Annotated in this window: 25 protein-coding genes and 1 riboswitch; of the genes, 8 read left to right on the top strand and 17 right to left on the bottom strand. The window is 32.4% G+C overall.

The genetic code is table 11. The features are described 5' to 3' along the window. Positions 1-70: 70 nt before the first annotated feature. The 3 genes from LY08_RS03435 to LY08_RS03445 all read right to left on the bottom strand — a co-directional run bounded on the left by LY08_RS03435 (position 71) and on the right by LY08_RS03445 (position 3,165). A complete protein-coding gene (locus LY08_RS03435; protein WP_111659042.1) occupies positions 71-865 on the bottom strand; it encodes an ABC transporter ATP-binding protein in 795 nt (264 codons plus the stop codon). A 114-nt stretch (positions 866-979) separates the two neighbouring features. Further along, positions 980-2,011, bottom strand: a complete 1,032-nt coding sequence (locus LY08_RS03440) for a FecCD family ABC transporter permease (RefSeq protein WP_111659043.1) — start codon at positions 2,009-2,011, stop codon at positions 980-982. After that, positions 2,008-3,165, bottom strand: a complete 1,158-nt coding sequence (locus LY08_RS03445) for an ABC transporter substrate-binding protein (RefSeq protein WP_111659328.1) — start codon at positions 3,163-3,165, stop codon at positions 2,008-2,010. The genes LY08_RS03440 and LY08_RS03445 overlap by 4 nt, the downstream gene beginning before the upstream one ends. 182 nt (positions 3,166-3,347) lie before the next feature. Then, positions 3,348-3,569, top strand: a riboswitch (cobalamin riboswitch). Positions 3,570-3,636: 67 nt separating this feature from the next. Here LY08_RS03445 and LY08_RS03450 point away from each other — a divergent pair. Beyond that, a complete protein-coding gene (locus LY08_RS03450) occupies positions 3,637-5,562 on the top strand; it encodes a TonB-dependent receptor plug domain-containing protein (RefSeq protein WP_111659044.1) in 1,926 nt (641 codons plus the stop codon). Between the two features lie 41 nt (positions 5,563-5,603). On the opposite strand, the gene LY08_RS03455 is transcribed toward LY08_RS03450, so the two are convergent. Next, on the bottom strand, positions 5,604-7,067 hold the full coding sequence (locus tag LY08_RS03455; protein WP_111659045.1) for a S41 family peptidase: 1,464 nt from the start codon (positions 7,065-7,067) through the stop codon (positions 5,604-5,606). A 107-nt stretch (positions 7,068-7,174) separates the two neighbouring features. Between LY08_RS03455 and LY08_RS03460 the strand changes: the two genes are divergently transcribed. The 4 genes from LY08_RS03460 to LY08_RS03475 are packed head-to-tail and all read left to right on the top strand — an operon-like array spanning position 7,175 to position 9,298. Next, positions 7,175-7,684, top strand: a complete 510-nt coding sequence (locus tag LY08_RS03460; protein ID WP_111659046.1) for an RNA polymerase sigma factor — start codon at positions 7,175-7,177, stop codon at positions 7,682-7,684. After that, complete coding sequence (locus tag LY08_RS03465; RefSeq protein ID WP_111659047.1) at positions 7,671-8,147, top strand: hypothetical protein; 477 nt, start codon at positions 7,671-7,673, stop codon at positions 8,145-8,147. Before LY08_RS03460 ends, LY08_RS03465 begins: the two co-directional genes overlap by 14 nt. Positions 8,148-8,183: 36 nt before the next feature. Continuing rightward, complete coding sequence (locus LY08_RS03470; RefSeq protein WP_111659329.1) at positions 8,184-8,750, top strand: DUF4252 domain-containing protein; 567 nt, start codon at positions 8,184-8,186, stop codon at positions 8,748-8,750. 5 nt (positions 8,751-8,755) lie between these two features. Then, positions 8,756-9,298 carry a DUF4252 domain-containing protein gene (locus tag LY08_RS03475; protein ID WP_111659048.1) on the top strand — a complete coding sequence of 181 codons (543 nt, stop codon included), beginning with the start codon at positions 8,756-8,758 and terminating at the stop codon, positions 9,296-9,298. Between the two features lie 54 nt (positions 9,299-9,352). Here LY08_RS03475 and LY08_RS03480 read toward each other — a convergent pair whose 3' ends face one another. The 3 genes from LY08_RS03480 to LY08_RS03490 all read right to left on the bottom strand — a co-directional run bounded on the left by LY08_RS03480 (position 9,353) and on the right by LY08_RS03490 (position 11,551). Next, positions 9,353-9,550 (bottom strand): hypothetical protein, encoded by a 198-nt coding sequence (locus LY08_RS03480; protein WP_111659049.1) that lies wholly within the window; start codon positions 9,548-9,550, stop codon positions 9,353-9,355. Positions 9,551-9,552: 2 nt separating this feature from the next. Next, positions 9,553-10,896 carry an adenylosuccinate lyase gene (gene purB / locus LY08_RS03485; protein WP_111659050.1) on the bottom strand — a complete coding sequence of 448 codons (1,344 nt, stop codon included), beginning with the start codon at positions 10,894-10,896 and terminating at the stop codon, positions 9,553-9,555. Positions 10,897-10,984: 88 nt separating this feature from the next. Beyond that, a complete protein-coding gene (locus LY08_RS03490; RefSeq protein WP_111659051.1) occupies positions 10,985-11,551 on the bottom strand; it encodes an adenylosuccinate lyase in 567 nt (188 codons plus the stop codon). A 36-nt stretch (positions 11,552-11,587) separates the two neighbouring features. Between LY08_RS03490 and LY08_RS03495 the strand changes: the two genes are divergently transcribed. Beyond that, on the top strand, positions 11,588-12,061 hold the full coding sequence (locus tag LY08_RS03495) for a heme-binding domain-containing protein (RefSeq protein WP_111659052.1): 474 nt from the start codon (positions 11,588-11,590) through the stop codon (positions 12,059-12,061). A 50-nt stretch (positions 12,062-12,111) separates the two neighbouring features. Further along, complete coding sequence (locus LY08_RS03500; RefSeq protein WP_111659053.1) at positions 12,112-13,347, top strand: glycosyltransferase; 1,236 nt, start codon at positions 12,112-12,114, stop codon at positions 13,345-13,347. Here the strand turns inward: LY08_RS03500 and LY08_RS03505 are convergent, their stop codons facing one another. From LY08_RS03505 to LY08_RS03550, 10 genes are all read right to left on the bottom strand, one after another. After that, a complete protein-coding gene (locus tag LY08_RS03505; protein ID WP_111659054.1) occupies positions 13,348-13,572 on the bottom strand; it encodes a hypothetical protein in 225 nt (74 codons plus the stop codon). It abuts the gene before it with no gap. 73 nt (positions 13,573-13,645) lie between these two features. Next, complete coding sequence (locus LY08_RS03510) at positions 13,646-15,346, bottom strand: sodium:solute symporter (protein WP_111659055.1); 1,701 nt, start codon at positions 15,344-15,346, stop codon at positions 13,646-13,648. Positions 15,347-15,593: 247 nt separating this feature from the next. Continuing rightward, positions 15,594-18,122, bottom strand: a complete 2,529-nt coding sequence (locus LY08_RS03515; protein ID WP_111659056.1) for a PIG-L family deacetylase — start codon at positions 18,120-18,122, stop codon at positions 15,594-15,596. Positions 18,123-18,242: 120 nt separating this feature from the next. Beyond that, the gene (gene corA / locus LY08_RS03520; protein ID WP_111659057.1) at positions 18,243-19,322 is read right to left on the bottom strand and encodes a magnesium/cobalt transporter CorA; all 1,080 of its coding nucleotides are present in this window, start codon (positions 19,320-19,322) and stop codon (positions 18,243-18,245) included. Between the two features lie 9 nt (positions 19,323-19,331). Then, positions 19,332-19,862 carry a mechanosensitive ion channel domain-containing protein gene (locus tag LY08_RS03525; protein ID WP_111659058.1) on the bottom strand — a complete coding sequence of 177 codons (531 nt, stop codon included), beginning with the start codon at positions 19,860-19,862 and terminating at the stop codon, positions 19,332-19,334. Positions 19,863-19,894: 32 nt separating this feature from the next. Further along, positions 19,895-20,800, bottom strand: coding sequence for a septum formation inhibitor Maf (locus LY08_RS03530; protein ID WP_111659059.1), 906 nt, complete (start codon positions 20,798-20,800; stop codon positions 19,895-19,897). 31 nt (positions 20,801-20,831) lie between these two features. Next, positions 20,832-21,425, bottom strand: coding sequence for a Maf family nucleotide pyrophosphatase (locus LY08_RS03535; RefSeq protein WP_111659060.1), 594 nt, complete (start codon positions 21,423-21,425; stop codon positions 20,832-20,834). Positions 21,426-21,430: 5 nt separating this feature from the next. Then, positions 21,431-22,363 carry a geranylgeranylglycerol-phosphate geranylgeranyltransferase gene (locus LY08_RS03540; protein WP_111659061.1) on the bottom strand — a complete coding sequence of 311 codons (933 nt, stop codon included), beginning with the start codon at positions 22,361-22,363 and terminating at the stop codon, positions 21,431-21,433. Between the two features lie 41 nt (positions 22,364-22,404). Further along, complete coding sequence (locus LY08_RS03545) at positions 22,405-22,935, bottom strand: KdsC family phosphatase (RefSeq protein ID WP_111659062.1); 531 nt, start codon at positions 22,933-22,935, stop codon at positions 22,405-22,407. Then, the gene (locus LY08_RS03550) at positions 22,925-23,683 is read right to left on the bottom strand and encodes a Rossmann-like and DUF2520 domain-containing protein (RefSeq protein ID WP_111659063.1); all 759 of its coding nucleotides are present in this window, start codon (positions 23,681-23,683) and stop codon (positions 22,925-22,927) included. Before LY08_RS03550 ends, LY08_RS03545 begins: the two co-directional genes overlap by 11 nt. A 58-nt stretch (positions 23,684-23,741) precedes the next feature. On the opposite strand from LY08_RS03550, the gene LY08_RS03555 reads away from it, so the two are divergent. Continuing rightward, positions 23,742-24,152: a group III truncated hemoglobin gene (locus LY08_RS03555; RefSeq protein WP_111659064.1), complete on the top strand. Its 411-nt coding sequence runs from the start codon at positions 23,742-23,744 to the stop codon at positions 24,150-24,152. The last annotated feature ends 14 nt before the right edge of the window (positions 24,153-24,166 follow it).

The raw sequence follows: 24,166 nt of genomic DNA on the forward strand, positions 1-24,166 counted from the left end.
CAATTGAATTTTATCAAATATATAAATATAAAGTTGCAAGATGAAAGCAGCAAGTCAAAAAGTTAGAGTGTTATTTCTTTACTCTGAAACTTCCAGTTTTGTCATCAAAAATAATCATGTCTTTAGGGAACAAATTATTGAAAGCACCTTCTTCTATCAATTGACATGGCGAATTGCTTGCAATTCCTTCCTTAGACATCACAATCATACTATCACATAATTGTATGGCTAAGTCAATTTCATGCGAAGAAAATAAGATAGTTTTACCAGTATCTTTAGTCAATTTCTGAAGGAGTTTTAGGATGTAAGCCTTGTGGTACATATCTAAATGAGTGGTTGGCTCGTCTAAAATTATTAGGTCTGTATCTTGTGCTAATGCACGTGCTATCATCACTTTTTGTAGTTGTCCATCGCTAAGCTCGAAACATTTTTTATGTTTTAAATCTTCTATATTAGTTTGAAGTATTGCTGTATTAATAATTGAAATATCATGTTCTGACAAGTTGCCAACCCAATTAGTATAAGGTTGTCTACCTAAAGCCACAACCTCAAAAACGGTTAGGTTTTTAGACGCTATAGGCTCTGTTAACACTAGACTCAGGGTTTTTGCTAATTCAAGATTAATGTAATTTTTTAAGTCTTTGTTGTTTAAAATAATAGTTCCTTGTAAAGGATGTTGAACCTTAGTGAGTGTTCTTAATAAGGTAGATTTACCAATACCATTTCCACCCACTAATCCAATTAACTCTCCTTTTTGTAATGAAATATTGATGTTGGATGCAACAACAGTGTCCTCTTTTTTAGAAGAATAACCTATGGTTAGGTTTTCGGTTTTAAGGATGGTATGTTGAGTTTTAATTTTCATAAATTCAATTAAAAAAATCTCAAATTCCAATTACTAAAACCCAAAAAGTCACTCGTATTTAAAAATCGAATGTTTTGGAATTTTGATTTTGTTATTTTGGAATTTAAATTCATATTAAAACACCATTTTACGTTGTCTTACCAATAACCAAACTACTATTGGTGCGCCAAATAATGAGGTGATGGCATTAATAGGTAACATATAATCTGTATTTGGTAATTGTGCAATACTATCGCAAATAAGCATAATTATAGCTCCAAATAAAAATACTGCTGGTAATAAAATCTTGTGGTTGGATGTATTAAACACTTGACGTGTGACATGCGGAATGGCTAAACCAATAAATGCAATTGGTCCAGCAAATGCAGTGATGGTTCCAGCTAAAAGGCTAGTAGCTATAATGATTAACAATCGACTTTGCTTGATGTTTAATCCTAAGCTTTTAGCGTAATTTTCGCCTAACAATAAAGTGTTTAATCCTTTTATGGATAACACGCAAAACAAGATACCAATACTATAAATCAACCCAAAAATTTTAACTTCAGACCAATCTAAATCGCCTAAACTTCCAAATCCCCAAAAGATATATTGCTGTAATTGTTCTGCACTACTAAAGTAAGAGAGAACACTTACTATAGCAGCAGTAATGCTTCCAAACATTAAACCTATAATTAGAATAGCCATAGTATCTCTAACTTTAGACGACACTATTAGTACTAATAATAATACTAAAAAACTTCCTAAACTAGCTGCTATCACTAGGCTCCATTTTGAGACTAAAAAAGTTGCTAAAAATCCGCCAAATACACTACTTCCTAAAATGACTAAAGCGACTCCAAGACTAGCTCCAGAGGTAATCCCTAATACAAAAGGTCCAGCTAAAGGATTACGAAATAAGGTTTGCATTAACAATCCAGAAATCCCTAAACCAGAACCTACTAAAATGGCAGTTATAGCTTTAGGTAAACGGTAATTTTGTATGATATATTCGTGATTAGATAACTGATCTGTTTTGGTGAAAAAACTACTAAAAATAGTATCTAAAGAGATAGACACAGAGCCTAAACTAATATTAACAACAAATAATACTAGTAGTAAAACTGCTAATAATACAAAAGAAGTGTTATAGGATTTAGTATTAATCACTGTAAGGGTTTAAAAAAGTAAGTTTGGTAATCTGTTAGTAATTCTGGATGACAAATTTTAATGATGTCTTTTAATACTAAGTCTGGTCTTGCCAAACCTAACTCGTAGTACAAAACACCACCTGTTTGACCTGTTGTGTTTGAAAAAGTATAGATGTTATTGTTTTTAAATGCATCAAATTGAGTGTAATGTTGGTTAGCCTCTTTTAATGCCTCCATAGTAGTGTAATACGATGGACTTAACCATATATCTGCAGTTTTGGCTTTTTCAAAAACCGACTCGAAGCTTAGTGCCAAACTACCTTCTCCTGTAGTGTCTGCATACAAATAATTAACATTAGCATCTTTTAAAAGCTGTGCTTCAGTACTTGTTCCGTTAGGTAAATACCAAACATCTTTATGCATAGCTCCACTAAGTACTGTAGGTTGTTTAGTTACTTGTTTGGCAAGTGCTTTTGCTTTGTTATAACTGGTTTCTATGGTTTTAAAAATAGAATCGGCTGCTTTTTCTTTATTATAAAGTACTCCAAAAAACTTTATCCATTCTGCTTTGGCTAAAGGGGATTTTTCTACCCAATCTCCATTAAAAATAACAGGAATCCCTGATTTCTGAATGGTATTTAACGATTTGTTATTTCCATCAATTCCAAAACCAACGACTACATCTGGTTTTAATTCTAATAAAACCTCAGTATTTAAACCTTCATTTTTTCCTAATTCTCTAACCTGTCCTTGGTCAATGTTTTTTCTTATGGATTCTGAAGAAATATAATCTGTACCAGGAAAACCGACCAAGGTGTTTTCTACGCCTAATAATTCTAAAGCAGGAAGATGTGTTGTGGATGTTGTAACAATTTTTTGGATTGGTGTTACAATTATACCATCGTATTCACCTTTCATAAAACTAGTTTTAGCTAATTCTTCTGCAGATATTAAAACATATTTATAGTCTTTATCTGTATTTGGCCAAGGGTTGTTAACCGTTATCACTTTAAAATTTCCAGAATTATAAATGTTAAATCCTTTAGCATAGGTAATTGTGTCTTGTGCCACTTCCATTGGTGGAAGTTGTCTAGATAGACCTTTGTCTTCTTTACAATTCAGCAACAATAACAACGAAAAAAGGAGTAGTAAAAACGGTTTGTTTTGTAACATTGGTGATATTTTAACGGAATACTTTCCTATAAATTTATATAAAAATTTAGTCATGCAAGACGATTCAAATTTAACAATATATATAGTAGCTGGAGTGATAATTGTGCACTTTTTGTTAGCCTTTATGTATCTAGTTTATAAAATGAATAAAAAAAAGTAGCAACCACTTCATTTTAAATAGTATTTTCGCGTCGAATTTAGGTTTCATTCAAAATATGTTTGAATGAATTAAAAGGGAATCTGGTTAAAATCCAGAACTGTTCCCGCAACTGTAAGTTTATGTTCAATAGTATTGGACACCTTATTACAAGGCTATTATTTGCTCTTAAAACCACTGGCTTTTTGCTGGGAAGGTAAAATAATAGAAAACAAGTCAGGAGACCTGCCAAATTCAAACAAATAAGTCAAACTTTCGGGATAAAAGTTTACGTATGATAACACATACTATTCTCGAGTAATTAGTACATTAACATGAACAAAAAACAAGTTCTAACGACGCTATGTATTGTAGCTGGTAGTTTTGTTTTTGCGCAAGAGCAAGACAAAACAGAAAAGGTAACGCTATTAGATGAAGTTACCATTACAGACTCTAGATTTGAGTTAAAACGCGAAAATTCTGGTAAAACAGTAGTCAAAATTTCTGCTGAAGAATTGCAACAACATGCAGACAAAACCATTGCACAAATCATTAACACCAAATCCGGAATTGCTATTATAGGTAGCAACAGTCAAGCGGGACAACCCTTGACAACTAGTGTTAGAGGTGGGCAAAATCGTCAGGTTTTAGTATTGATAGATGGTGTAGCGGTAAATGATGCCTCGCAAATAGAAAATAATTTTGATTTACAACTATTGGCATTAAATCAGATTGAAGAAATAGAAATTTTAAAAGGAGCATCTAGTGCATTGTATGGAAACAGAGCCAGTACTGCTGTAATAAATATTACGCTTAAAAAGGCTAAAAGTGGTACAGTGAATGCTTCATTTTCTTCGTTTTTAGGAACCAATAAATCTGCAAACGATTCTAATTTTGCTATTGAAGATTTTACCAATTCGGTAGGAGTTAATGGTCGTACCAAAAACTTTAATTACTTGGTTAATTTTAGTAATACGTTTACCGATGGATTATCTGCTGTCAAAGCAACTGAAAATTCTGAAGCTAATGACAGTGATAGATACTCAAAAATTAATACCAATGTCAAGTTAGGTTATGATTTTTCTCAACATTTCCAGTTGAATACTCTTTTTAGTCACGATAAGTATAGTACAGATTATGATGGTGGTTTCTTTTTTGTAGATGAAAACAATGTCTCTAAAAACGAACAGGTAAGAGTCTCTGTTTCACCTAAGTATAGCTACAACAATGGTAGCGTAACTGTAAATGCAGCTTTAACATCAGTAAATCGCGAGTTTCAATCTGATTTTCCAGCAACTTTTGATGCTAAAACGTTAAGCGTAGACGCTTTTAATAAGTATGCATTTAGCGATAAGCTATATACTGTTTTAGGTGTAAATGTGGTTAAAAATGAAATGAATAACCCAAGTCCATTTAGCCCAATAACAGCAGATGAAGCTAATGACCAGATAGTAGATCCTTATGCTAGTGTCACGTATTTAACAGATTTTGGTTTTAATCTTAATGCAGGATTACGATTAAATAATCATAGCGCGTATGGAAGTCATGTTGTTTATAACATTAATCCGTCTTATGTATTTAATTTAGATGAAACTAAAACTTTAAAACTCTTAGCTTCTTACAGTACTGCTTATGTCACACCAAGTTTATACCAATTGTTTGTACCTGGTTTTGGAAATGCTAATCTAGAAGCACAAGAAGACACAACTATTGAAGCTGGTTTTGATGTTTCTTTAAATGAAAATTTGCAGTTAAGTGCAGTTTATTTTAACAGGAATCAGGATAATTTTATCGATTATGTGACTACAGATTTTGTAACTTTTGCTGGAGAATACCAAAATATAAATGAAGACTTTAAGGTGCAAGGTGTAGAGGTGGAGCTTAGTTACAAACCAACAGAGCGTTTAAACCTAAATGCTAACTACACATTTACAGAACGTCAAGACGCTATTATTTTTAGAGTGCCAAAACAAAAAGTAAATGCTATTTTAGGGTATCAAATTTGTAAAAGCACTTCTACTAATGTTAGTTACCAATTTAATAGTGATAGAGTGTCTCCATTTTTTGAAGACGATTTTACAACTAATCGTACATTAGAGAGTTACAGTTTAGTTAACCTATCGCTTAACCATAAGGTGCTACATAATAAAATGACCTTGTTTTTTAGTGTTAACAACCTTTTTGATGAAGATTATGAAGAGTTGTATAGGTTTTCAACCCTTGGTCGAAACTTTAAGTTTGGGTTTCAATTAAATTTATAATTACAAAAAAGCCTCTAAATAGTTAGAGGCTTTTTTGTATTCTATTTGTAAAGGTTTGGAATGTCTTCCGGTTCTAAATACATATTATCTTTAGTTAAAGTGTGTAAGTTAGATTGGTCTAGACTTTCAAATGATGCATGAGATTCAGTGGTAAAACCAAATCTTCCATTTCCAGTAATATGCTGAATAGCTCTAGCTAAAAGAGGCTCGTTTTGGTCACCTAAAACACCAAAGTTTTCAATGTCTTCTATTAATTGAAAATCTGGAGCTAGCCCATTTTCATATTGATAAAAACCATTAGCATTTTCATTTTTACCTACCAAAGGTTGCATAGCCCAAGTGTGGTTTGGATTTATGCTACCAGAGCAACCACTAAAGTTTAAATAAGAACAATCTGGATTGTCATACAATGTAATAGAAAATTCATTTTTACCTCTTGTGGTATTTCCAATATGTATTAATTCACTTATATGTGGTTCTAATCCGTTAATAAGCAACTCGCTTGCAGATGCAGAGGACCGTTGCGCTAAAATGTAGACTTTATTTAAATTTAGGCTATTAATGGGTGTGCCATCAGGTAATTGGTTTACAAAATACCTGCTAACTTCTTCCTCTGTAAATACCGCTTGTATTTTTTCATTCCAACGTTGTCTTAAAAATAAAGCAGAATTTGGTTCGCCAGCAATCATACTAGCTAAATGTATTGCAGAACTCACACTACCACCAGGATTATATCTTAGATCTACTACTAAATCTTGCACGCCTTCAGCAATAAAATCTCCAAAAACGTCATTTAGTTGCTGGTCATAATTGCTAGTAAAACGGTTATACATTAAGTAACCAACCTTTATACCATCAACGGTAAATGTATTAGCAATAAATATTGGGTTTTCTTCATATACTTGCTTGGTAAGGGTTACAGTTTCTCCTGTTAATACTAAATTGTCGTTAGCATCAATCTCTGCTAAACCTATAGTATACGTGTCATTACTAGAAAATAATAGGCTTAAGTAATTATTTTGGGTAAGTTGTGTGCCATTTACGGTTAAAAAAATGTCACCGCGTTCTAAATTACTAGTAGATGCACTGGTATTAGGTAAAATATATTGCACAATACCTCCAAAAGTAGTCTGTGATCCTACGGTAATATTACCAACTCCAAAGGACATTCCGTTATTTTTAGTGACACCATTTAAGGTGTTATTTAGTGCAAAATAGTCGTCAACAATCCAACTAAAACGATCTTCGGGAGATAATAAAGCTTCAAAAAGCACGTCTGGAGAATCGTAACTATTTAAAAAGTCCGTATACTCTGTACTATTAGCAAATCTATCATCCGCTAAATCGGTTACAGTTTGTTGCCAAAAGTACCATTGGTTTAATCCTTTCCACACAAAATCTTTGATATCGGTTTCAGAAATAGCGTTATCATCTATATCTTCAAAACAACTGGTAAAAGTTACTGAAACTACAAGCAGGATGGTGTATATCCATGTCTTTTTCATAAGCTAAAAGAATTTTTTTTAATAAAAGTACTTACTTTATTCTATATTGAAAATAAATTGTAACAAATTTAATAGTCGCTCGTCGTAATAGAAACCAACAAACCAAAATGACACAATCGGAGTTTTTAAGCATTGTAATGCCTTTTAAAGATAAGGTCTTTCGTTTAGCTAAACGATTATTGGTGTCACGCGAAGAAGCAGAAGATGCAACGCAAGAAGTATTGTTGAAATTATGGAGTAATAAAAGTAACATTGAAAACTATAAAAATGTTGAGGCGTTTTCAATGACGATGACAAAAAACTTTTGTTTAGATAAATTAAAATCTAAGCAAGCGCAGAATTTAAAAATTGTACATAGTAATTATAAAGATCACAACGTAGCTTTACAAAAGCAAGTAGAATTGAGCGATAGTATGCAATGGGTAGCTAAAATTATCGAGGAGCTACCAGAACAACAAAAGCTAGTTGTACAATTAAGAGATATAGAGCAGTATGATTATGATGAGATTGCAAAAATGCTGGATATGAATCCTACAGCAGTACGTGTAGCCTTATCTAGAGCAAGAAAAGTAATAAGAGAAAAATTAACTAAAACACACAATTATGGTGTTAAATAATATAGAAGACTTACTAGAAAAGTACGAAAACGGAGAAACCACTCTACAAGAAGAAGCACAGTTAAAAACCTATTTTTCGCAAGACACTGTAGCTCCACATTTAGAGCATTATAAAACCATTTTTGGGTACTTTATGGTAAACCAACAAGAGACTTTTACCAAAGACGTGCCACTAAACACTAAAAAGCAATTTAATTTCAAGTGGTTAAGCGTCGCAGCAGTAGCAGTTTTAATGGTTGGAATTTATTTTAATTTACCTTCAAAGGAGGATAACATTACAGAAGCAGATCGAATAGCTTATAATCAAGCAAAATCTTACCTAGAATTGGTGTCCAAAACACTTAATAAAGGGACTGCTCAAGTTAATTACTTAGGAGCTCTAAACAAAGCTGGCACACAAGTTGACTATTTAAAAGAAATGGAAAACCCAATTGGCCGAATTTTAAAAATTAATAACCAATAAAAAATTAAGACAATGAAAACTTTAAATATTAATACAATGAAAAAACAAGTAACACTTTTAGTAATGGCTATCTTATTGATGCCTCTAACTGCTATGGCTCAAGATATATTTGAGAAATATAGCGATAATGACAAGGTAAGTTACGTCTCGATAAAGCCTAAAATGTTTCAAATGTTAGCGAAAATAGACATTGATACTGACGATGCAGATGCTAAAGCATACATGGAAATGGTAAATAGTATCACTAGTTTTAAAACTATGGCTACAGACGATAAAGTGATAGCAAAAGATATTGCAAAATGGGTAACCTCTCGTACTGCATCTTTAGAAGAACTAATGGAAGTAAAAGATAATGGTGTGGTTATGAAGTTTTACGTAAAACAAGGTAAAGACGATGACCATATTAGCGAATTGCTAATGTTTATTAATGGATTAGATGCTGTAATGAAAGATTCTGAAATCAAAATAAATGGAGAAAATAGATCTATTGAAACTGTTGTTATTTCGTTAACTGGAGATATAGATTTAAACCAGATTTCTAAATTAACTCAAAAAATGAATCTTCCAGGTGGAGAGGAATTAGAAAAGAAAAGCAAAAAATAAACACTATGAAAACGCCATTAAAATTTGTTTTCACACTGTTATGCTTATCACTTGTTTTAATAAGCTGTAAAGACGAAAACTCCATACAAACCTATTTTGTGGACCATCAAGAATTACCAGAGTTTACCTCGTTTGATGTGTCAGCAAAACTGGTTGATTTTTCCAAAGCTAACTTAACTGAAGAAGAACAAACAGCTTACGAGTCTATTAGAAAACTAGATGTTTTAGCTTATAGAGTAAATGAGGATACTAAAGATAAATATCAGCAAGAGTTAAATAAGGCTAAAAAAGTATTTAAAAATCCAAAGTACGACGAGTTAATGGAGTTTAAAGATAGCGGAGTTTCTGTTACAATAAACACTATTGGAGAAGAGGATACAGTAGACGAGTTTTTAGTACTTGCTAGCTCTAAAGATACAGGTTTTACAGTCATTAGAGTATTAGGTGATGATATGAAACCCGAAGCGTTGATTAAATTGACCAACAAGCTGCAAAATGCAGATGTAGATCAAGGACAACTCAAAAACCTTATGGATTTTTTTAAATAATAATCTATAGTTTAATGTAAATGTTAAAGGCTTATCCATTGGATAAGCCTTTTTTTATACGTCGTTTTCTATAGTCTCGTTTTCTTTTACTTCGGGTTGTTTATTGATAAAAATATTAACAATAATAAGAAGGTAAATAATTACAACAAATCCTAAGTAATAGGGATTATTTAAAAGCCCAGTAATGCCTCCAACAAAAAAGAGTAATAAAGTTACACTACAAAGGGCTATTGCTGTATTATCGTTAAACATAATTAGATACCTGTATAGTTACTAGGTGATATGGCTTTTAATTCGGTTTTAATAGCATCACTTACCTCTAAGGTATCAATAAAATTTGAAATAGAGGCTTTATTAATAGCTTCGTTAGTTCTTGTTAACCCTTTTAAGGCTTCGTATGGATTTGGATAAGCTTCACGCCTTAAAATGGTTTGTATAGCTTCTGCAACTACTGCCCAATTATTTTCTAAATCTTGTTCAAATTTGGTTTCATTTAATAATAACTTGCCTAAACCTTTTTGTGTAGATTTAAAACCAATTAAAGTGTGTCCAAATGGGACGCCAACATTACGTAACACAGTACTATCAGTTAAGTCGCGTTGTAATCTTGATATTGGTAATTTAGCAGATAGATGTTCAAAAATAGCATTAGCTAGACCTAAATTTCCTTCAGAGTTTTCAAAGTCTATTGGATTGACTTTATGTGGCATAGCACTACTACCAACTTCACCTTTTTTAATTTTTTGTTTAAAATAGTCCATAGACACATAGGTCCAAATGTCTCTATCTAAATCTATAATAATGGTATTGATACGTTTTAAGCAATCAAATAAAGCAGCCATATGGTCGTAATGCTCTATTTGCGTTGTTGGAAAGGAATGTTGCAACCCTAATTTTTCTTGTACAAAGTTACCACCAAACGCTTTCCAATCTATATTTGGATAAGCCACTTTATGGGCATTAAAATTTCCTGTAGCACCACCAAATTTTGCAGCACTTGGGATATCATTTAATAAATTAAATTGCTCTTCTAATCGGACCACAAAAACCTTGATTTCTTTTCCTAATCTGGTTGGAGAAGCAGGTTGACCATGGGTTCTAGCTAACATTGGGATGTCTTTCCATTCTTCGGCTAGACGCTTTAATTCTTTTAAAACATTAAAATATTCTGGGACGTAAACGTCATTCATAGCATCCTTTATACTTAAAGGAATTGCAGTGTTGTTAATGTCCTGAGAGGTTAATCCAAAGTGAATAAACTCTTTATAGTCACTTAAACCTAAAGCGTCAAATTGTTCTTTAATAAAATACTCGACTGCTTTAACATCATGATTGGTTACTTTCTCTATGTCCTTGATGGCTTGTGCATTTTCGGAAGTAAACGATTGGTAAATGTCTCGTAAACCTTCAAATTTACTACTGTCAACACCTTTTAGCTGAGGTAAAGGAATTTCGCATAATGCAATAAAGTACTCAATTTCAACTAAAACACGATATTTTATAAGTGCTTCCTCAGAGAAATATTCTTGCAATTTTTCAATTTTATTGCGGTAACGACCATCAATTGGTGAGATGGCATTTAGTTGGTTTAAAGACATAAAAAGGGTGTTTTTTAACAAGCCATAAAGATAGTTTTTTTAAAGAGAAGACTAAAACAATCCGCTTTAAGAATTTAATAAAAATGGACTACTTTTTCTTGATTTTTTTCAAGATATGCCTAGCTCTAGCTTTAAATGCTGCACTTTGTGTATGAAAATCGCGTTCTAAAATTAAAACCAACTCTGGATAGATCCAATCATAATCTTTCCCAAAAAGGTGTAAGGTGTTCATTGCGTATGCTTTAGGTGCTACTTTTACATCGTTAATCATGAAATCAAAACAGAGTTCAATAATTTTTTCATGATGTCTAGAAAGTAATGCCTGTTTAATTTTTGAAGGCTCTTTTCCGTAGTATGCTTTTGCAAGATATTCGCAAATTTTTGCAACAGGTCTTTGAGCAGAATCTAAATGTACTTTACTCATATGCTCTGTAAGCTGGTCTAAATAAGGGATGATAGCTTCAATATTTTCGCCACACATAAATTCTAAAATCCATGCAGCACGAGGAGAAATTTTATCGTCAACCATAAATAAAATATCCAAAACTTCAGGAATTAAACTGGTGTCTGCCAACAATACATTTGCATAATACAAGCGTTTTTCGCGGGAATGATTGACGTAATTTAATTCTTGATATAGCGTGTTAGAAGTCAAAGATTTTAGTATTTTTAAAATCTAAAAATAGTTAAAATGAAAATAATTAAAAAAATAGGGTTGGCTTTATTAATCGTTTTTATTGTTGCCCAATTTTTCTCGCCTGAAAAAAATGAAGGTAATACAGAAGATTTAACAGCTTTTTTGACTGAAACAACTCCATCCAACGAAGTAAAAACTATTTTAAAATCTACTTGCTTTGATTGTCATAGTAGTCATACTAATTACCCTTGGTACAATAAAATAACTCCAGTTAATTACTGGTTAGCTGGTCATGTAGATAATGGTAAAAAACATTTAAATTTCTCTAAATGGGCAGACTATTCTATTAAGCGTAAAGACCACAAATTTGAAGAAATTGCAGAAGAAGTAGTTGAAAAAAAAATGCCACTACCTAGTTATACTTGGACACATGGTGATGCTAATTTAACGGACGCACAAATACAAGCTATAGTGGATTGGGTTGGACAAGTTAGAGCTGGTTATGCTTTAGCACCTAGACCAGAATAATTTTTTTAGGCTGTAGCGTTTAGTTATTGTAAATTGAGATTTTACATTTTATGAATAAAAATTTATTAATTATTGGCTTTGTTTGGCCAGAACCTAAAAGTTCTGCAGCGGGTTGTAGAATGATGCAATTAATTGAAGTCTTTCAGGCTGGTAATTACAACATAACATTTGCATCTGCTTGTGCTAAAACAGATAACGCATTTGATTTATCAACTATTGGTGTTAAAACAGAGCCTATTGTGTTAAACGATAGTAGCTTTGATACATTTATTACTAAATTAAATCCAAATATTGTGTTGTTTGACCGTTTTATGGTTGAGGAACAATTTGGTTGGCGTGTTGCAGAGCATTGTCCTGATGCGTTAAGATTGTTGGATACAGAAGACTTGCACAGTTTGCGTAAAGGACGTCAACAAGCCTTAAAAGATCAAGCGTTTTTTGATAAAAACTATTTACAAAACGACATAGCAAAACGTGAAATAGCAAGTATTTTAAGATGTGATTTAACTTTTATGATCTCTCAAGTGGAGATAGAAATATTGGTCAATCAATTTAAAGTAGATGAACACTTATTATATTATCTACCGTTTTTATTAGACCCAATTTCCCCAGAAGCACAGCGCAACAGTCCAAAATTTAAAGACCGAAACCATTTTATTACCATTGGTAATTTTATGCACGAGCCTAATTTTGATGCAGTTTTATTTTTAAAAGAACAGATTTGGCCACTCATAAAAAAAGAATTGCCTAAAGCAGAAATGCATATTTACGGATCCTATGTGTCGGAAAAAGCTAAACAATTACATAGCGATAAAGACAGTTTTTTAATTAAAGGCTTTGCAGAAGATGTTAATCAAGTCATGAAAGAGGCTAAAGTATGTTTAGCACCTTTACGTTTTGGAGCAGGATTAAAAGGTAAACTAATTGATGCCATGATAAATGGTACACCATGTATTACTACAACCATTGGAGCAGAAGGTATGTATGGCACCTTAAAAGATACTAATGCATTTATAGAGGATGATGCTACAATGTTTGCTAAACAAGCAGTAGAACTGTATTCTAACAAAATATACTGGAATGGTAAGCAAAAAAATGGTTTTATGATTATTAACACCCTTTATGATAAAGCTATTTATACCAAAGATGTGTTATATAAATTAGACTTATTACAAGCAGGTTTGCAAAGTCATAGACAGCAACATTTTTTAGGACAAATCTTGATGCATCAAACCATGCAAAGTACTAAATACATGAGTAAGTGGATAGAAGAGAAGAATAAGTAGTTAGTCTTCGATTTGATAGTCAATATCTAACTTTCGTAATGCTCTTAATGCAGAACCAGAGTTTTTATTTAATACTTCAATATCTACAGCATCTCCTTCTAAAAGAATATCAGTTAATTGGTTTGATAGGTTTTGATCTACGTTAATCGAGATTTCTAAAATGCATTTAGCTATCGCTCTTTTATCTGGTCTAATCGCATCACATGACAATAAGTTTAATTTCATAATTCCAATTTGTGTAGGTAATATACCATAATTAACTTGTGATAAGTTAAGCCAGAGTTATTAAATCAAATTATTAAGACTCCACGCTTTTGTTTTTCATAAGCGATTGTAATACAAAAGCAATTATCATAACAATTGCACAACCCACAAAATTTAACCATAAAAACGGTAGGTTAATAAAATCGTATTCATCTAAAAAGTATAGTGCAATAACAATAACTTGAGTGATTAGTGCAGCAATAAACACTGCATTAGCTTTGATGTATTTAAAGAAAAATGCTAATAAGAAAATACCCAATACATTACCGTAAAAAATAGAGCCAATAATATTAACTAATTGAATTAAATTTTCAGCGAGATTAGCAACACAGGCGACACCTATTGCAATAATTCCCCAAAGTAACGTAAATCCTTTTGAGGCTTTAACCATTTCAGATTCCGTTTTTGGACCCACTTTATGTTTATATAAATCGATAGTTGTAGTGCTAGCTAAAGCATTTAGCTCTGATGCTGTACTGGACATAGCAGCACTTAAAATAACTGCTAACAATAGTCCAATTAACCCTTTAGGCAAATTATTAAGGATAAAATGGATAAACACATAGTCTTTATCGTTATCCTCAACTTTTAAACTTTTAGCTTCACCAGCTTTTACAATTAGTGCTCTAGCGTTTGCTCTTAATGTATCACTTTGTGTGTTGTAACTGGCTATCAACTCTTGGTTAATAGTTCCGTTAGCATTGGCAAACTCTGTAATAGCTGCTTTTTTTAAGTCAAATACTTCCTGTTGTTTAATTTGCAGAGCTTTGTATTTGTCTGCATAATCTGAGTTTAATACCACTTCTGTAGCTGTGGGATTAAAGTTTATTGGTGCTTCATTAAATTGATAAAACACAAACACCATGACACCAACTAACAGAATAAAAAACTGCATAGGTACTTTTAGCAGTCCATTAAAAATTAGTCCTAAACGCATTTCTCTAACAGATTTTCCTGACAAATAACGTTGTACTTGACTTTGGTCAGTACCGAAATAAGAGAGCATTAAAAAAGTACCACCAATTAATCCAGTCCAAACCGTATATCTGTTATCTAGGTCAAAAGAAAAATCTAGCACTTCCATTTTACCACTAGCACCAGCAATATCTAGTGCTTTTCTAAAAGTGATATCGTCAGGTAAATGATTTAATATTAATATGAAAGCAATGATCATTCCTGTAAAAATCACAATCATTTGATGCTTTTGTGTCACATTGACTGCTTTTGTACCACCTGAAACCGTATAAATTATGACTAAAACACCAATTAAAATATTAAGGACTAATAAGTTCCAGCCCAAAACAGCAGATAGGATAATTGCTGGAGCAAAAATGGTGATTCCTGCTGCCAATCCACGTTGTATTAAAAAGAGAATAGCAGTTAACGATCTGGTTTTACGATCAAAACGCTTTTCTAAAAACTCGTATGCAGTATAGACTTTTAATCTGTGATATAATGGGATAAAAACCATGCAAATCACAATCATTGCTATAGGTAACCCAAAATAAAATTGGACAAATCCCATTCCAGAATGAAATGCTTGTCCAGGTGTGCTTAAAAAGGTAATGGCACTAGCTTGAGTCGCCATAACCGATAAGCCAATAGTCCACCATTTGCTGGTATTACCACCTTTTAAATAGTCTTGTACGTTTTTACTTCCTCTGGTTTGGTATGTACCATAAATCACTATAGTTAGTAACGTTCCTAATAAGACAATCCAATCTAATGTTTGCATAATTTAGAACAGTTTAGTGATAAAGTAAAAAGCCAAAATATATAAAGCATTAGCTACTAATAGTAAGGTGTACAGAGGTTTCCATTGGTATTTTGGTTGGTCTTGCATTTTCTATTTTTTAGTGTAACACTTCGACAAGCTCAGTGTGACATTTTGATTTTGTATTAAAATTATATTATAAATTAAGCCTATTGAAACGAAGCTGTCAGTCTGAGCATGTCGAAGACTTCATTTATAGTGTTATTTATTAATTTTTTAGTCGATTATTTCTGTTTAAATCCTCTTTTCCAATACTCAACATGTTTGCAAATAATCTGTAAGCACCAGACACACCAGCAGGAAATTCTCTAAAAAAGCTAAGTCCTGTATAGATATAATGTCCTTTTCCATGCTTTGCAACTAAGAGGCTTCCTGTTTTTGGTGTTTCACCTGAATCATTCATGGATAAAATGGGTGTAAATTCTGGAGCCCATTCGTCTGGAAAATACAGTCCACGCTCTTGGGTCCATCCTTCAAAATCTTGAGAAGTAATTGTATTAGGAAAATTAAGCAACTCGTGTTTAGGATTTAGTAAGGTGACTTCAGCCTGTTCATCAGTGACACGATCTCTGGATAATTTTAAACTATAAGGTGCAATATTATCTACTTTAATCCCTCGACTGGTATTGTATTGTACAATCATATTTCCACCTTTTTCAACAAAATCAAATAAAATATCTTGTTTAAATTTTAAGTCTTCCACAATATTATAGGCTCTAATTCCAACAACAACTGCATCAAAAGCACTTAATCTTTCAGTAGTGATATCTTCAGGTTTTAACACTAGCACGTTGTAACCAATTTGTCTTAAACTTTCTGGTACTACGTCTCCTGCACCTTCTATATAAGCGATGTTTTTACCACGTTTTTTAATGTCTAGTCGCACGACTTTACTCTCGCTAGGTAACGATACGGTTTGAAACGGAATATGATTGTAATCAATCTCTACCAATTCTCTGGTATAAATCTGATCACCTACGTGCACCATTGGTGTCATAAGACCTTCGTTTTGGTTTTTAGGAGGTATTACAGTAAAAATTAAAGTCTGTTCTTGACCTTTATTAGCGATTAAAAACTTTTGTTTTTCAGGATATACAGACCATCCATTAGGGTGTGCAATTTGTACAAAGCCTTCTAAATTATCGCGACCAGCTTTTACTATAACAGGAATGTCTTTTTGTTGGTCTGTTTCAAAAATGATTACTTTTTCAGCAATTTTAGCTGAAGCTTCTGGAATAATCTCGAACGGTCTATACAATTCGCCTTTATCTGGTTTAGAATAGCGATATATTAAATCCTTAGTGGTTTTATATGAAAAACCATTAATGGTTAAATTAAAATCAACAGTAATTGCTCGAGGAGTCTCAGGTTTACCTATTAAACTTTTGTCTTCTACTTTATACATCCCTAAACTTCCTTTTTGGTTTAACCAATACGGAGTTGTTGGATTTAGATAGGTTGGGATGGTTACGCTTTCTTTTATCTCTTCTTTTTCGTTAGGTTTTAAAACAATTCCAGAGGACATACTAGCACCTTTATTAATTATAGAATAACTGTCTAATCTAATAGAAGCATTACTTCTGTTTAATGCTTCAATAGCAATGTCTATAGTTTGATTGGTGCTGCTGGTTGGTGTGTTAGCTGATGCTTCTAAATACAATCCAGCACATGCTTCAATAATACGGTCAATCTCTTTAGTTTTTATAGTTTTCCAGTGATTGTCTTCAAGATTTTGAATGAGTGTTCTGGCTTTTAACAAATCATTTAAATGTATAGAAGGGTTTTCAAAATTAAAATTGTTTTGAACTGTTTTTAAAATAGATTCAATTTTATCTCCACCTTTTACTCGTGTCCAAGTCGTGTTAATACCATCAAACAAGTTGGATTTGTCTTTAGGTAAATCGCCTTTAATTAATTCTACCCATTCTGTTTGGCTACCTCTAGTTGTTAATCTTCCAAAACCTTGACATAAATGTTTGCTACTAGCTAACGATGCAATCTCGTTATTAGATAGCCCTAAAGCAGGATAATAGACACCAACATCAAAGTTTAATAAGTTGGTTTTATCTGCTTCGTCAAATTTTTCTTGACTTCCGTAAAACCACCATGAGGTATTAAAAAACCCGCGTTTTGGTTGCCAGGTCCCATATTGATTGACTTGATCTGGGTAGGCATTTTTATCATTTGCCATATCGAAAGCTTCCAAACTTAGCATTGCAGAACTAGTGTGGTGACCATGAGTAGTACCTGGAGTTCTGTGGTTAAATCTGTTAATAATAATATCTGGTTTAAATTGTCTAATAGCCAAAACCACATCGCTAAGGACTTCTTCTTTATTCCAAATATCTAGGGTTTCGTCTGGGTGTTTTGAGTAGCCAAAGTCGTTTGCTCTAGTAAAGCGTTGTTCGCCACCATCTGTTCGTCTTGCAGCCAATAATTCTTGGGTACGTATAACACCTAATAGCTCTCTAAGTTCTGGGCCAATTAAGTTTTGGCCACCATCACCACGAGTTAACGACAAATAAGCTGTACGTGCTTTTATATGGTTGGACATATAGCTTATTAAACGTGTGTTTTCATCATCTGGATGCGCAGCAACGTATAAAACAGAACCTAAAAAATTAAGTTTTTTTATGGCTTGATGTATCTCTGATGCGTTTAATTTTTCTGGTTGTTGAGCTTGTAAACTAATTGTAAAGCAACATATAAATAGGAGAGAAGCAATTATTTTTTGCATGGTAATGTTTAATAATTTGAAAGTCTTTCAAATATAAACAATCGTGTTTGTAATTGACGTTTTTTAGATTTCTTTAACTTTATGAAAGTTAATATGATGTTTAATCAACTATTTACTACACTAAAGCCACTTTTTACGTTTAAAATAAATAAGCATACCAATTAAAACCACAATCATAACCACCCAAACTACGTAATAACCATATTGATAATGTAATTCTGGCATGTGCTCAAAATTCATCCCATAGATACCAGCAATAAAGGTTAATGGTATAAAAATGGTAGCAATGATGGTTAGTACTTTCATGACTTCGTTCATTTTATTACTAATAGTAGTCATGTACATATCCATTAAACTCCATATCATATCTCTGTAAATATCTATGGTTTCTGTGACTTGGATAATATGGTCATAAACATCTCTAAAAAAGTGTGTCGTTTTTTCTTCAATTAGGTTATTATCGTTTTTTTCTAAACGACTTATAATTTCGCGAAGCGGAAAAATAGCACGTCTTATTTTTAATATTTCACGCTTTAAATCTTGGATTTGTTGTGCAATTTCTTCTTGAGTTAGGCCTGTAAATAAATCGTCTTCAAGATCTTCAATCTTGTTACCCATGGTTTCTATAATAGCATAGTAATGGTCGACAATTGCATCTATAAGTGCATATAATAAATAGTCTGCGCCTTCGCTTCTAATACGTCCCTTTTTTTTGCGAATTCGTTCTCTAACACTATCAAAAACATCACCATCAGACTCTTGAAAGGTAAGTACGTAATTTTTACCCATAATCATGCTAACTTGTTCTGAAACAATGTGTTCTGCATCATCATAATACATCATTTTTAATACAATAAAAATGTAATCTTTATAGGTGTCTATTTTGGGACGTTGTGAGGTATTTACTATATCCTCTAAAATTAAAGGGTGTAAATTGTAATAGTTCCCTATTCTTTCAATTTCGTCAATAAAATTTAAACCATTAAGATTAAACCAAGTTGCGGTTTCTGAATCTTTAAAATGAAAGGCTTCATCAACCGAGTTTATATCGGCTTCCTTAAAGTCGTCTTCACTATAATCAAAAACATGAAGATGTAACGCTTTATTTTGCTTAGCTCCTGTGTAAATTAATGCACCAGGAATTTGCCCTATTTGCTTTTTGTAATGCTGTGTGCGCTTTTTTTGTTTTTTTTTAGCCATAACTACCTTTTAATGCATATCTCCAAAATCTTCTATTGCATCTTTCTGAACTAAAGTTACAGCTTTTTGTAGAATTAGATTGTTTGGGTAAGTCACTAAGTCGCCATTATCCAATCTTAAATGTAATTGAAACGCACGTATATCTTCTATAATCCCTTCAATTGGCGCATCTTTATCGTGTATTTTAATTTTGTCTCCTACTTTGTAAGGAAAAGAGAAAAACATAATAATACCAGAAGTAATGTTGCTTAAAATAGACCAAATAGCAAATAATCCAATACCAATAACAGCAAAAACAGAAGAGAAAATAACTGCTAAGTCTTCAAATTTTGCTCCAAAAATGTAGGCTACAAATAAGATGAATATTAAAAATAAAGTAACTGTAGTGTAACGGGAAATTAGACCAATTCTAGCATCATTGATTCCGGTTTTTTGTCCTAATTTTTTTATTGAAACTTTTAATATAAAGCGAATAAGAATAAATATAGCTAATACTATGGTTGTATTAATTAATTCTGTTTTAAAATGTTCTAAAAACATAAGCACGTTTAATTGTATAACAAATATAGTTTTTATTCTAAGCCTAAGGTTTTTCTTAACTCTAAATCTGCATTACTATTTTTATTCCAATAGGCAGATTTTATAGTTTTCAATTTTGTAGCTTTTGTTGTTAATCCCTTGGTGGTTTCGGACCATGATTCAATATTATAAGGGAATTCTGGATTGTAGTTTATCTCTAGTGTTTTGTCTAATTCTTTATTAGTTAGCTTATATGTTCCTGGCACATGTTCCGCGAAAGCGTTATAACTTTTTAAAGGTTTATGGTTAAGTCTAATAAACTCTAAATTTGGAATTACAGATATATTACCAGTAGGTAAGCTGTTAGGATTAATACGTAGTTGGGTCCAAATTTCGTTTTCTAACACTGTTTTTTCTAAGGTAAATTGCTGGTCTGCTTCTCCTTGAAAATAGGAGTGTGACGTTACTTGAAACTGATCTCTGTTATTAAGTTGAGTGTAAACTTGACCACACCATTCTTGCACAGAAGCACTAATTTTTATTGCATGCTGATTGTTGGCAACTGGATAAAAGGTGCTTTGCATGATGGAATATGGGTAAATACCTGTATTGAAATTTTTAGTGCTATTTAATTTTAAGACGTTAATGTTTGATGGATTACTCTGGTCTGCTTTTACTTGCTCTTTTGCTAAAAAAGGTTCTGTAACATAAACCAATACTGCATGACCATCTCTTATTTCTCCATAACGCGCTTGTTCTAGTTTGTAAGATGAGATTTCTGCTTCTCCTGCATACCAATAGTTGTTAAACTGTTGGTCTGGTTTAAAAGCTGGTGTGTTGTTTGATTTAGAGACAATAGTTTGGCTTACTACTTCTTTATTGTTGACGTTTTTATTTTTGTTACAACCAAAAAGTAATAGAATAAATGGAATGAGTACGAGTGTTTTAATGGGTTTCATAGTCGATTTTATTTAGTATAAAATTACAACTCTAAAACTCGTCTGCAATGGTATTTAACGTTTCGTAAACAAGATGTGTGGGCATGCCAACTACATTAAAAAACGAACCTTCTATACCAACAACACCTATTTGACCAATCCACTCTTGGATACCATAAGCACCAGCTTTATCTAAAGGTGAGTAGTTGTTTATGTAGTGCCAAATCTCATTATCTGTAAAGTCTTTAAAAGTAACTTTTGTCACAGCGTTTACTGTTTTTTGATAAATTTTTGTACGTATGCAAACCGAAGTAATCACCTCGTGTGTTTGATCACTCATGGCTTTTAGCATTGCAAAAGCCTCGTCGTTATTTCTAGGTTTACCTAAAGCAGTATTTTTATGCCATACTATAGTATCGCTAGTCACCAGAATATCATTGTCTTTTAGCTCATCTAAAAAGGGTAAGGATTTAAGTTGAGCTAGGTAATCGCTAATTTCAAAATGAAGAAGTTTATTTGGGTACTCTTCTTTAACTTCTTTTAATCGGACTTCAAAGTCTAGACCTAAGTCTTTAAAAAATTGTTGACGTCTGGGCGATCCTGATGCGAGTATAATATGACGGTCTTTAAGTTTTTCTTTGAGCATAGTTTTTAAGTTAGTCGGTAAATAATCATCGATAACATACCTAGCAACATCACTAATTTAAGCAAATTGCTAATAGTTTTGAAGTCTTTTTTATGCTCTGCTGTAAACAATTTTATAGCTATGTAGATTAAAGGTCCAACAACCGTTACAATAAAATATACAACAACAATTTTTTGCATAAATAAAAATGTTGCTAAATAATAGACTAACACTACAATTGCTAATAATGTTATTGCAAATGCTATTTTGGCTGCTCTGTCTTTGCCTAATACAATAGGAAGGGTTTTAAGTTGCGCTTTATAATCTCCATCTACATCTTGGATGTCTTTTACAATCTCTCTAATTAATGATATTATAAAAGCAAAAATGGCATAATCAAAAAGCACCTCTAGCATTGACGATTGAATAAATTGGTTTTGAGGTGTAATGGCTGGATATAATTCAAAAACTCCAACTATCATCAGGCTTAGACCAACTAACATGCTTATAATAATATTACCAACTAATAGCATGTGTTGTAAAAAAGACGAATAAATATAAAGTAGAGCAGCTATAATAACAAAAATGGCAAAAAAGCTACTAACACCTACAGTGTGCGATAAGTAAAACCCTAAAACAACTCCAATGACTGTAAAAGCCATATAAAAGTTGTATCCTTTTTCTGTGGTAATATGTTGACCAATAATTTGTTGTTTAGGTTTATTGATTTTATCTGCGTCAACATCAAAAATATCGTTTATAATATAACCGCCTGCTGCAATACAAAGTGTAGAAAGCATTAATAATACAAATTGAAAGTGTGTTAATGTAGTAGATACAAAAACTTGTTGACCACCTATTAGCATACTTAACGAAGGGAATAATGCATATTTTATTAAAACTTGTACTAATGCAATTAGTAGTAAGTTTTTGTACCTAATAAGTTGGAGTAGTTTCAATTTTGTGTTGGTTTAAGTTGATGGTTAATTATTGGATGGTGTTAAAACGTTTGTGCATCAAAATCGCTATCCCATTTGTCTTGCACTTTTAGGACTTGTTCGATAACATCTCTTACACAACCTTCGCCTCCTAATTTATGCGAAATATATTTTGAAATACGCTTGACCTCCGGAACAGCATCTTGCGGACAAGTAGCCATACCAACCAATTTTAAAACTGGCACATCTGGTATGTCGTCTCCCATATATAATACGTGTTCAGGTTTAATTTGGTTATTGTTAATATACTCTTCAAACTGAACTATTTTTTTATGAGCACCTAAATACACATCTTTTACACCAAGATGTTGCAAACGCATTCTTACACCCTCGTTTGTGCCTCCAGAGATAATGCAAACATTAAATCCATGGTTTAGAGCTTGCTTCATAGCGTAACCATCTTTTACATTCATATGTCTTATCATTTCTCCTGAAGTAGTAATGGTAACCATTCCGTTAGTTAGCACACCATCTACGTCAAAAATAAATGTGGTTATTTGGTGTAGGTATTCTTTATAGCTTTTAGTGTCCATGTGTTTTCTTAATTGATGAGGTTAGCAGTTTGTAAATGGCTTCGTGATGTTGATTATCCAGTAATTTTAAATGTCTTTTTATAGTTTTTTTATCGTTACGCTTAGCTGGACCTGTTTGTGCCATATAAGGTGATACATCTTGAATTTTTCTAGCAGTTTCTGTAATTAATGGTTTTAAAATATCAAAATCAGCGCCATGTTTTTCGGTAATCTCATGAGCAACTCTGTAAATCTGATTGGTAAAATTGTTAACAAAAACAGCTGCTAAATGTAAAGCAGGTCTTTGATCTGGATTTACTTTATAGGTTTTACATCCAAGAGATTCGCCTATTGTTTTAAGTAACTTGTAATCTTGTTTTCTAAGCGTTTCTATACAAATAGGTACAGTAGTAAAATCTAAATCAACCGTTTTGCTAAAGGTCTGTAATGGGTAAAATACGCCTCTAAAATGTTTTTTATCAATATCATACAGGCTTGCGCTACCAGAAGTGTGTACCACTAATCGTTTGTCAAAGGGTAAAGCACTACTTAACGCTTCAATTGCATCATCACTAACTGCAATGATATATACATCTGCATCAGCTAATTGATTAAGGTTGTCTGTGATATTTACTTCATTTTTATAACTGTCAATTGTTTTTTTGTTTCGGTTATACCATTGCACAACTTCTATGTTAGAAGGGCTTTTAAAAGCTTTGTAAAGGTGTGTGGCAACGTTTCCTGCGCCAAGCAAAACTATTTTAATCATACTGCTAAAATACTAAGAAAATACAGAATTAAAATAACAAAGTTTATCTTTGTGTAAGATGAATAGAAAAACAATTAGTACTAGAGATGATGTGACTTTATTGGTCCATGAGTTTTACAAAAAAGTAAGAGTTGATACGTTATTAGGACCTATTTTTAACGATGCAATTACAGATTGGGATACGCATCTAGACCATTTAGTTACGTTTTGGGAAACGAGTTTATTTATTGGTAAAAAACTAAAAAACAAATATGAAGGAAACCCACTAGAAGCACACGTAAAAGTAGATAAAACGTACAATCATACAATTACCGAATTACATTTTGGTGTGTGGTTAAACTTATGGTATGCAACCATTGACCAGTATTTTGAAGGTGAAATTGCAGATAATGCTAAGCGACGAGCCAGAAAAATGGGCACTTTTATGTACTTGAAAATTTTTGAAGCCAGACAAAATAATAAACCTTAATTTTAACACAAGAT

It is taken from the genome of Olleya aquimaris (assembly GCF_003259525.1).
In the GTDB taxonomy this organism is placed as follows: domain Bacteria; phylum Bacteroidota; class Bacteroidia; order Flavobacteriales; family Flavobacteriaceae; genus Olleya; species Olleya aquimaris.

What these genes read in the sequence shown, in the direction of transcription:
- LY08_RS03460 (WP_111659046.1), top strand. Translation starts at nt 7,175, where the DNA reads ATGACACAATCGGAGTTTTTAAGCATTGTAATGCCTTTTAAAGATAAG.
- LY08_RS03510 (WP_111659055.1), bottom strand. Translation starts at nt 15,346, where the DNA reads ATGCAAACATTAGATTGGATTGTCTTATTAGGAACGTTACTAACTATA.
- purB (WP_111659050.1), bottom strand. Translation starts at nt 10,896, where the DNA reads ATGTCTTTAAACCAACTAAATGCCATCTCACCAATTGATGGTCGTTAC.
- LY08_RS03530 (WP_111659059.1), bottom strand. Translation starts at nt 20,800, where the DNA reads ATGAAACCCATTAAAACACTCGTACTCATTCCATTTATTCTATTACTT.
- LY08_RS03470 (WP_111659329.1), top strand. Translation starts at nt 8,184, where the DNA reads ATGAAAAAACAAGTAACACTTTTAGTAATGGCTATCTTATTGATGCCT.
- LY08_RS03535 (WP_111659060.1), bottom strand. Translation starts at nt 21,425, where the DNA reads ATGCTCAAAGAAAAACTTAAAGACCGTCATATTATACTCGCATCAGGA.
- LY08_RS03465 (WP_111659047.1), top strand. Translation starts at nt 7,671, where the DNA reads ATGGTGTTAAATAATATAGAAGACTTACTAGAAAAGTACGAAAACGGA.
- LY08_RS03445 (WP_111659328.1), bottom strand. Translation starts at nt 3,165, where the DNA reads ATGTTACAAAACAAACCGTTTTTACTACTCCTTTTTTCGTTGTTATTG.
- LY08_RS03515 (WP_111659056.1), bottom strand. Translation starts at nt 18,122, where the DNA reads ATGCAAAAAATAATTGCTTCTCTCCTATTTATATGTTGCTTTACAATT.
- LY08_RS03435 (WP_111659042.1), bottom strand. Translation starts at nt 865, where the DNA reads ATGAAAATTAAAACTCAACATACCATCCTTAAAACCGAAAACCTAACC.
- LY08_RS03550 (WP_111659063.1), bottom strand. Translation starts at nt 23,683, where the DNA reads ATGATTAAAATAGTTTTGCTTGGCGCAGGAAACGTTGCCACACACCTT.
- LY08_RS03450 (WP_111659044.1), top strand. Translation starts at nt 3,637, where the DNA reads ATGAACAAAAAACAAGTTCTAACGACGCTATGTATTGTAGCTGGTAGT.
- LY08_RS03500 (WP_111659053.1), top strand. Translation starts at nt 12,112, where the DNA reads ATGAATAAAAATTTATTAATTATTGGCTTTGTTTGGCCAGAACCTAAA.
- LY08_RS03480 (WP_111659049.1), bottom strand. Translation starts at nt 9,550, where the DNA reads ATGTTTAACGATAATACAGCAATAGCCCTTTGTAGTGTAACTTTATTA.
- LY08_RS03495 (WP_111659052.1), top strand. Translation starts at nt 11,588, where the DNA reads ATGAAAATAATTAAAAAAATAGGGTTGGCTTTATTAATCGTTTTTATT.
- corA (WP_111659057.1), bottom strand. Translation starts at nt 19,322, where the DNA reads ATGGCTAAAAAAAAACAAAAAAAGCGCACACAGCATTACAAAAAGCAA.
- LY08_RS03475 (WP_111659048.1), top strand. Translation starts at nt 8,756, where the DNA reads ATGAAAACGCCATTAAAATTTGTTTTCACACTGTTATGCTTATCACTT.
- LY08_RS03455 (WP_111659045.1), bottom strand. Translation starts at nt 7,067, where the DNA reads ATGAAAAAGACATGGATATACACCATCCTGCTTGTAGTTTCAGTAACT.
- LY08_RS03525 (WP_111659058.1), bottom strand. Translation starts at nt 19,862, where the DNA reads ATGTTTTTAGAACATTTTAAAACAGAATTAATTAATACAACCATAGTA.
- LY08_RS03505 (WP_111659054.1), bottom strand. Translation starts at nt 13,572, where the DNA reads ATGAAATTAAACTTATTGTCATGTGATGCGATTAGACCAGATAAAAGA.
- LY08_RS03545 (WP_111659062.1), bottom strand. Translation starts at nt 22,935, where the DNA reads ATGGACACTAAAAGCTATAAAGAATACCTACACCAAATAACCACATTT.
- LY08_RS03555 (WP_111659064.1), top strand. Translation starts at nt 23,742, where the DNA reads ATGAATAGAAAAACAATTAGTACTAGAGATGATGTGACTTTATTGGTC.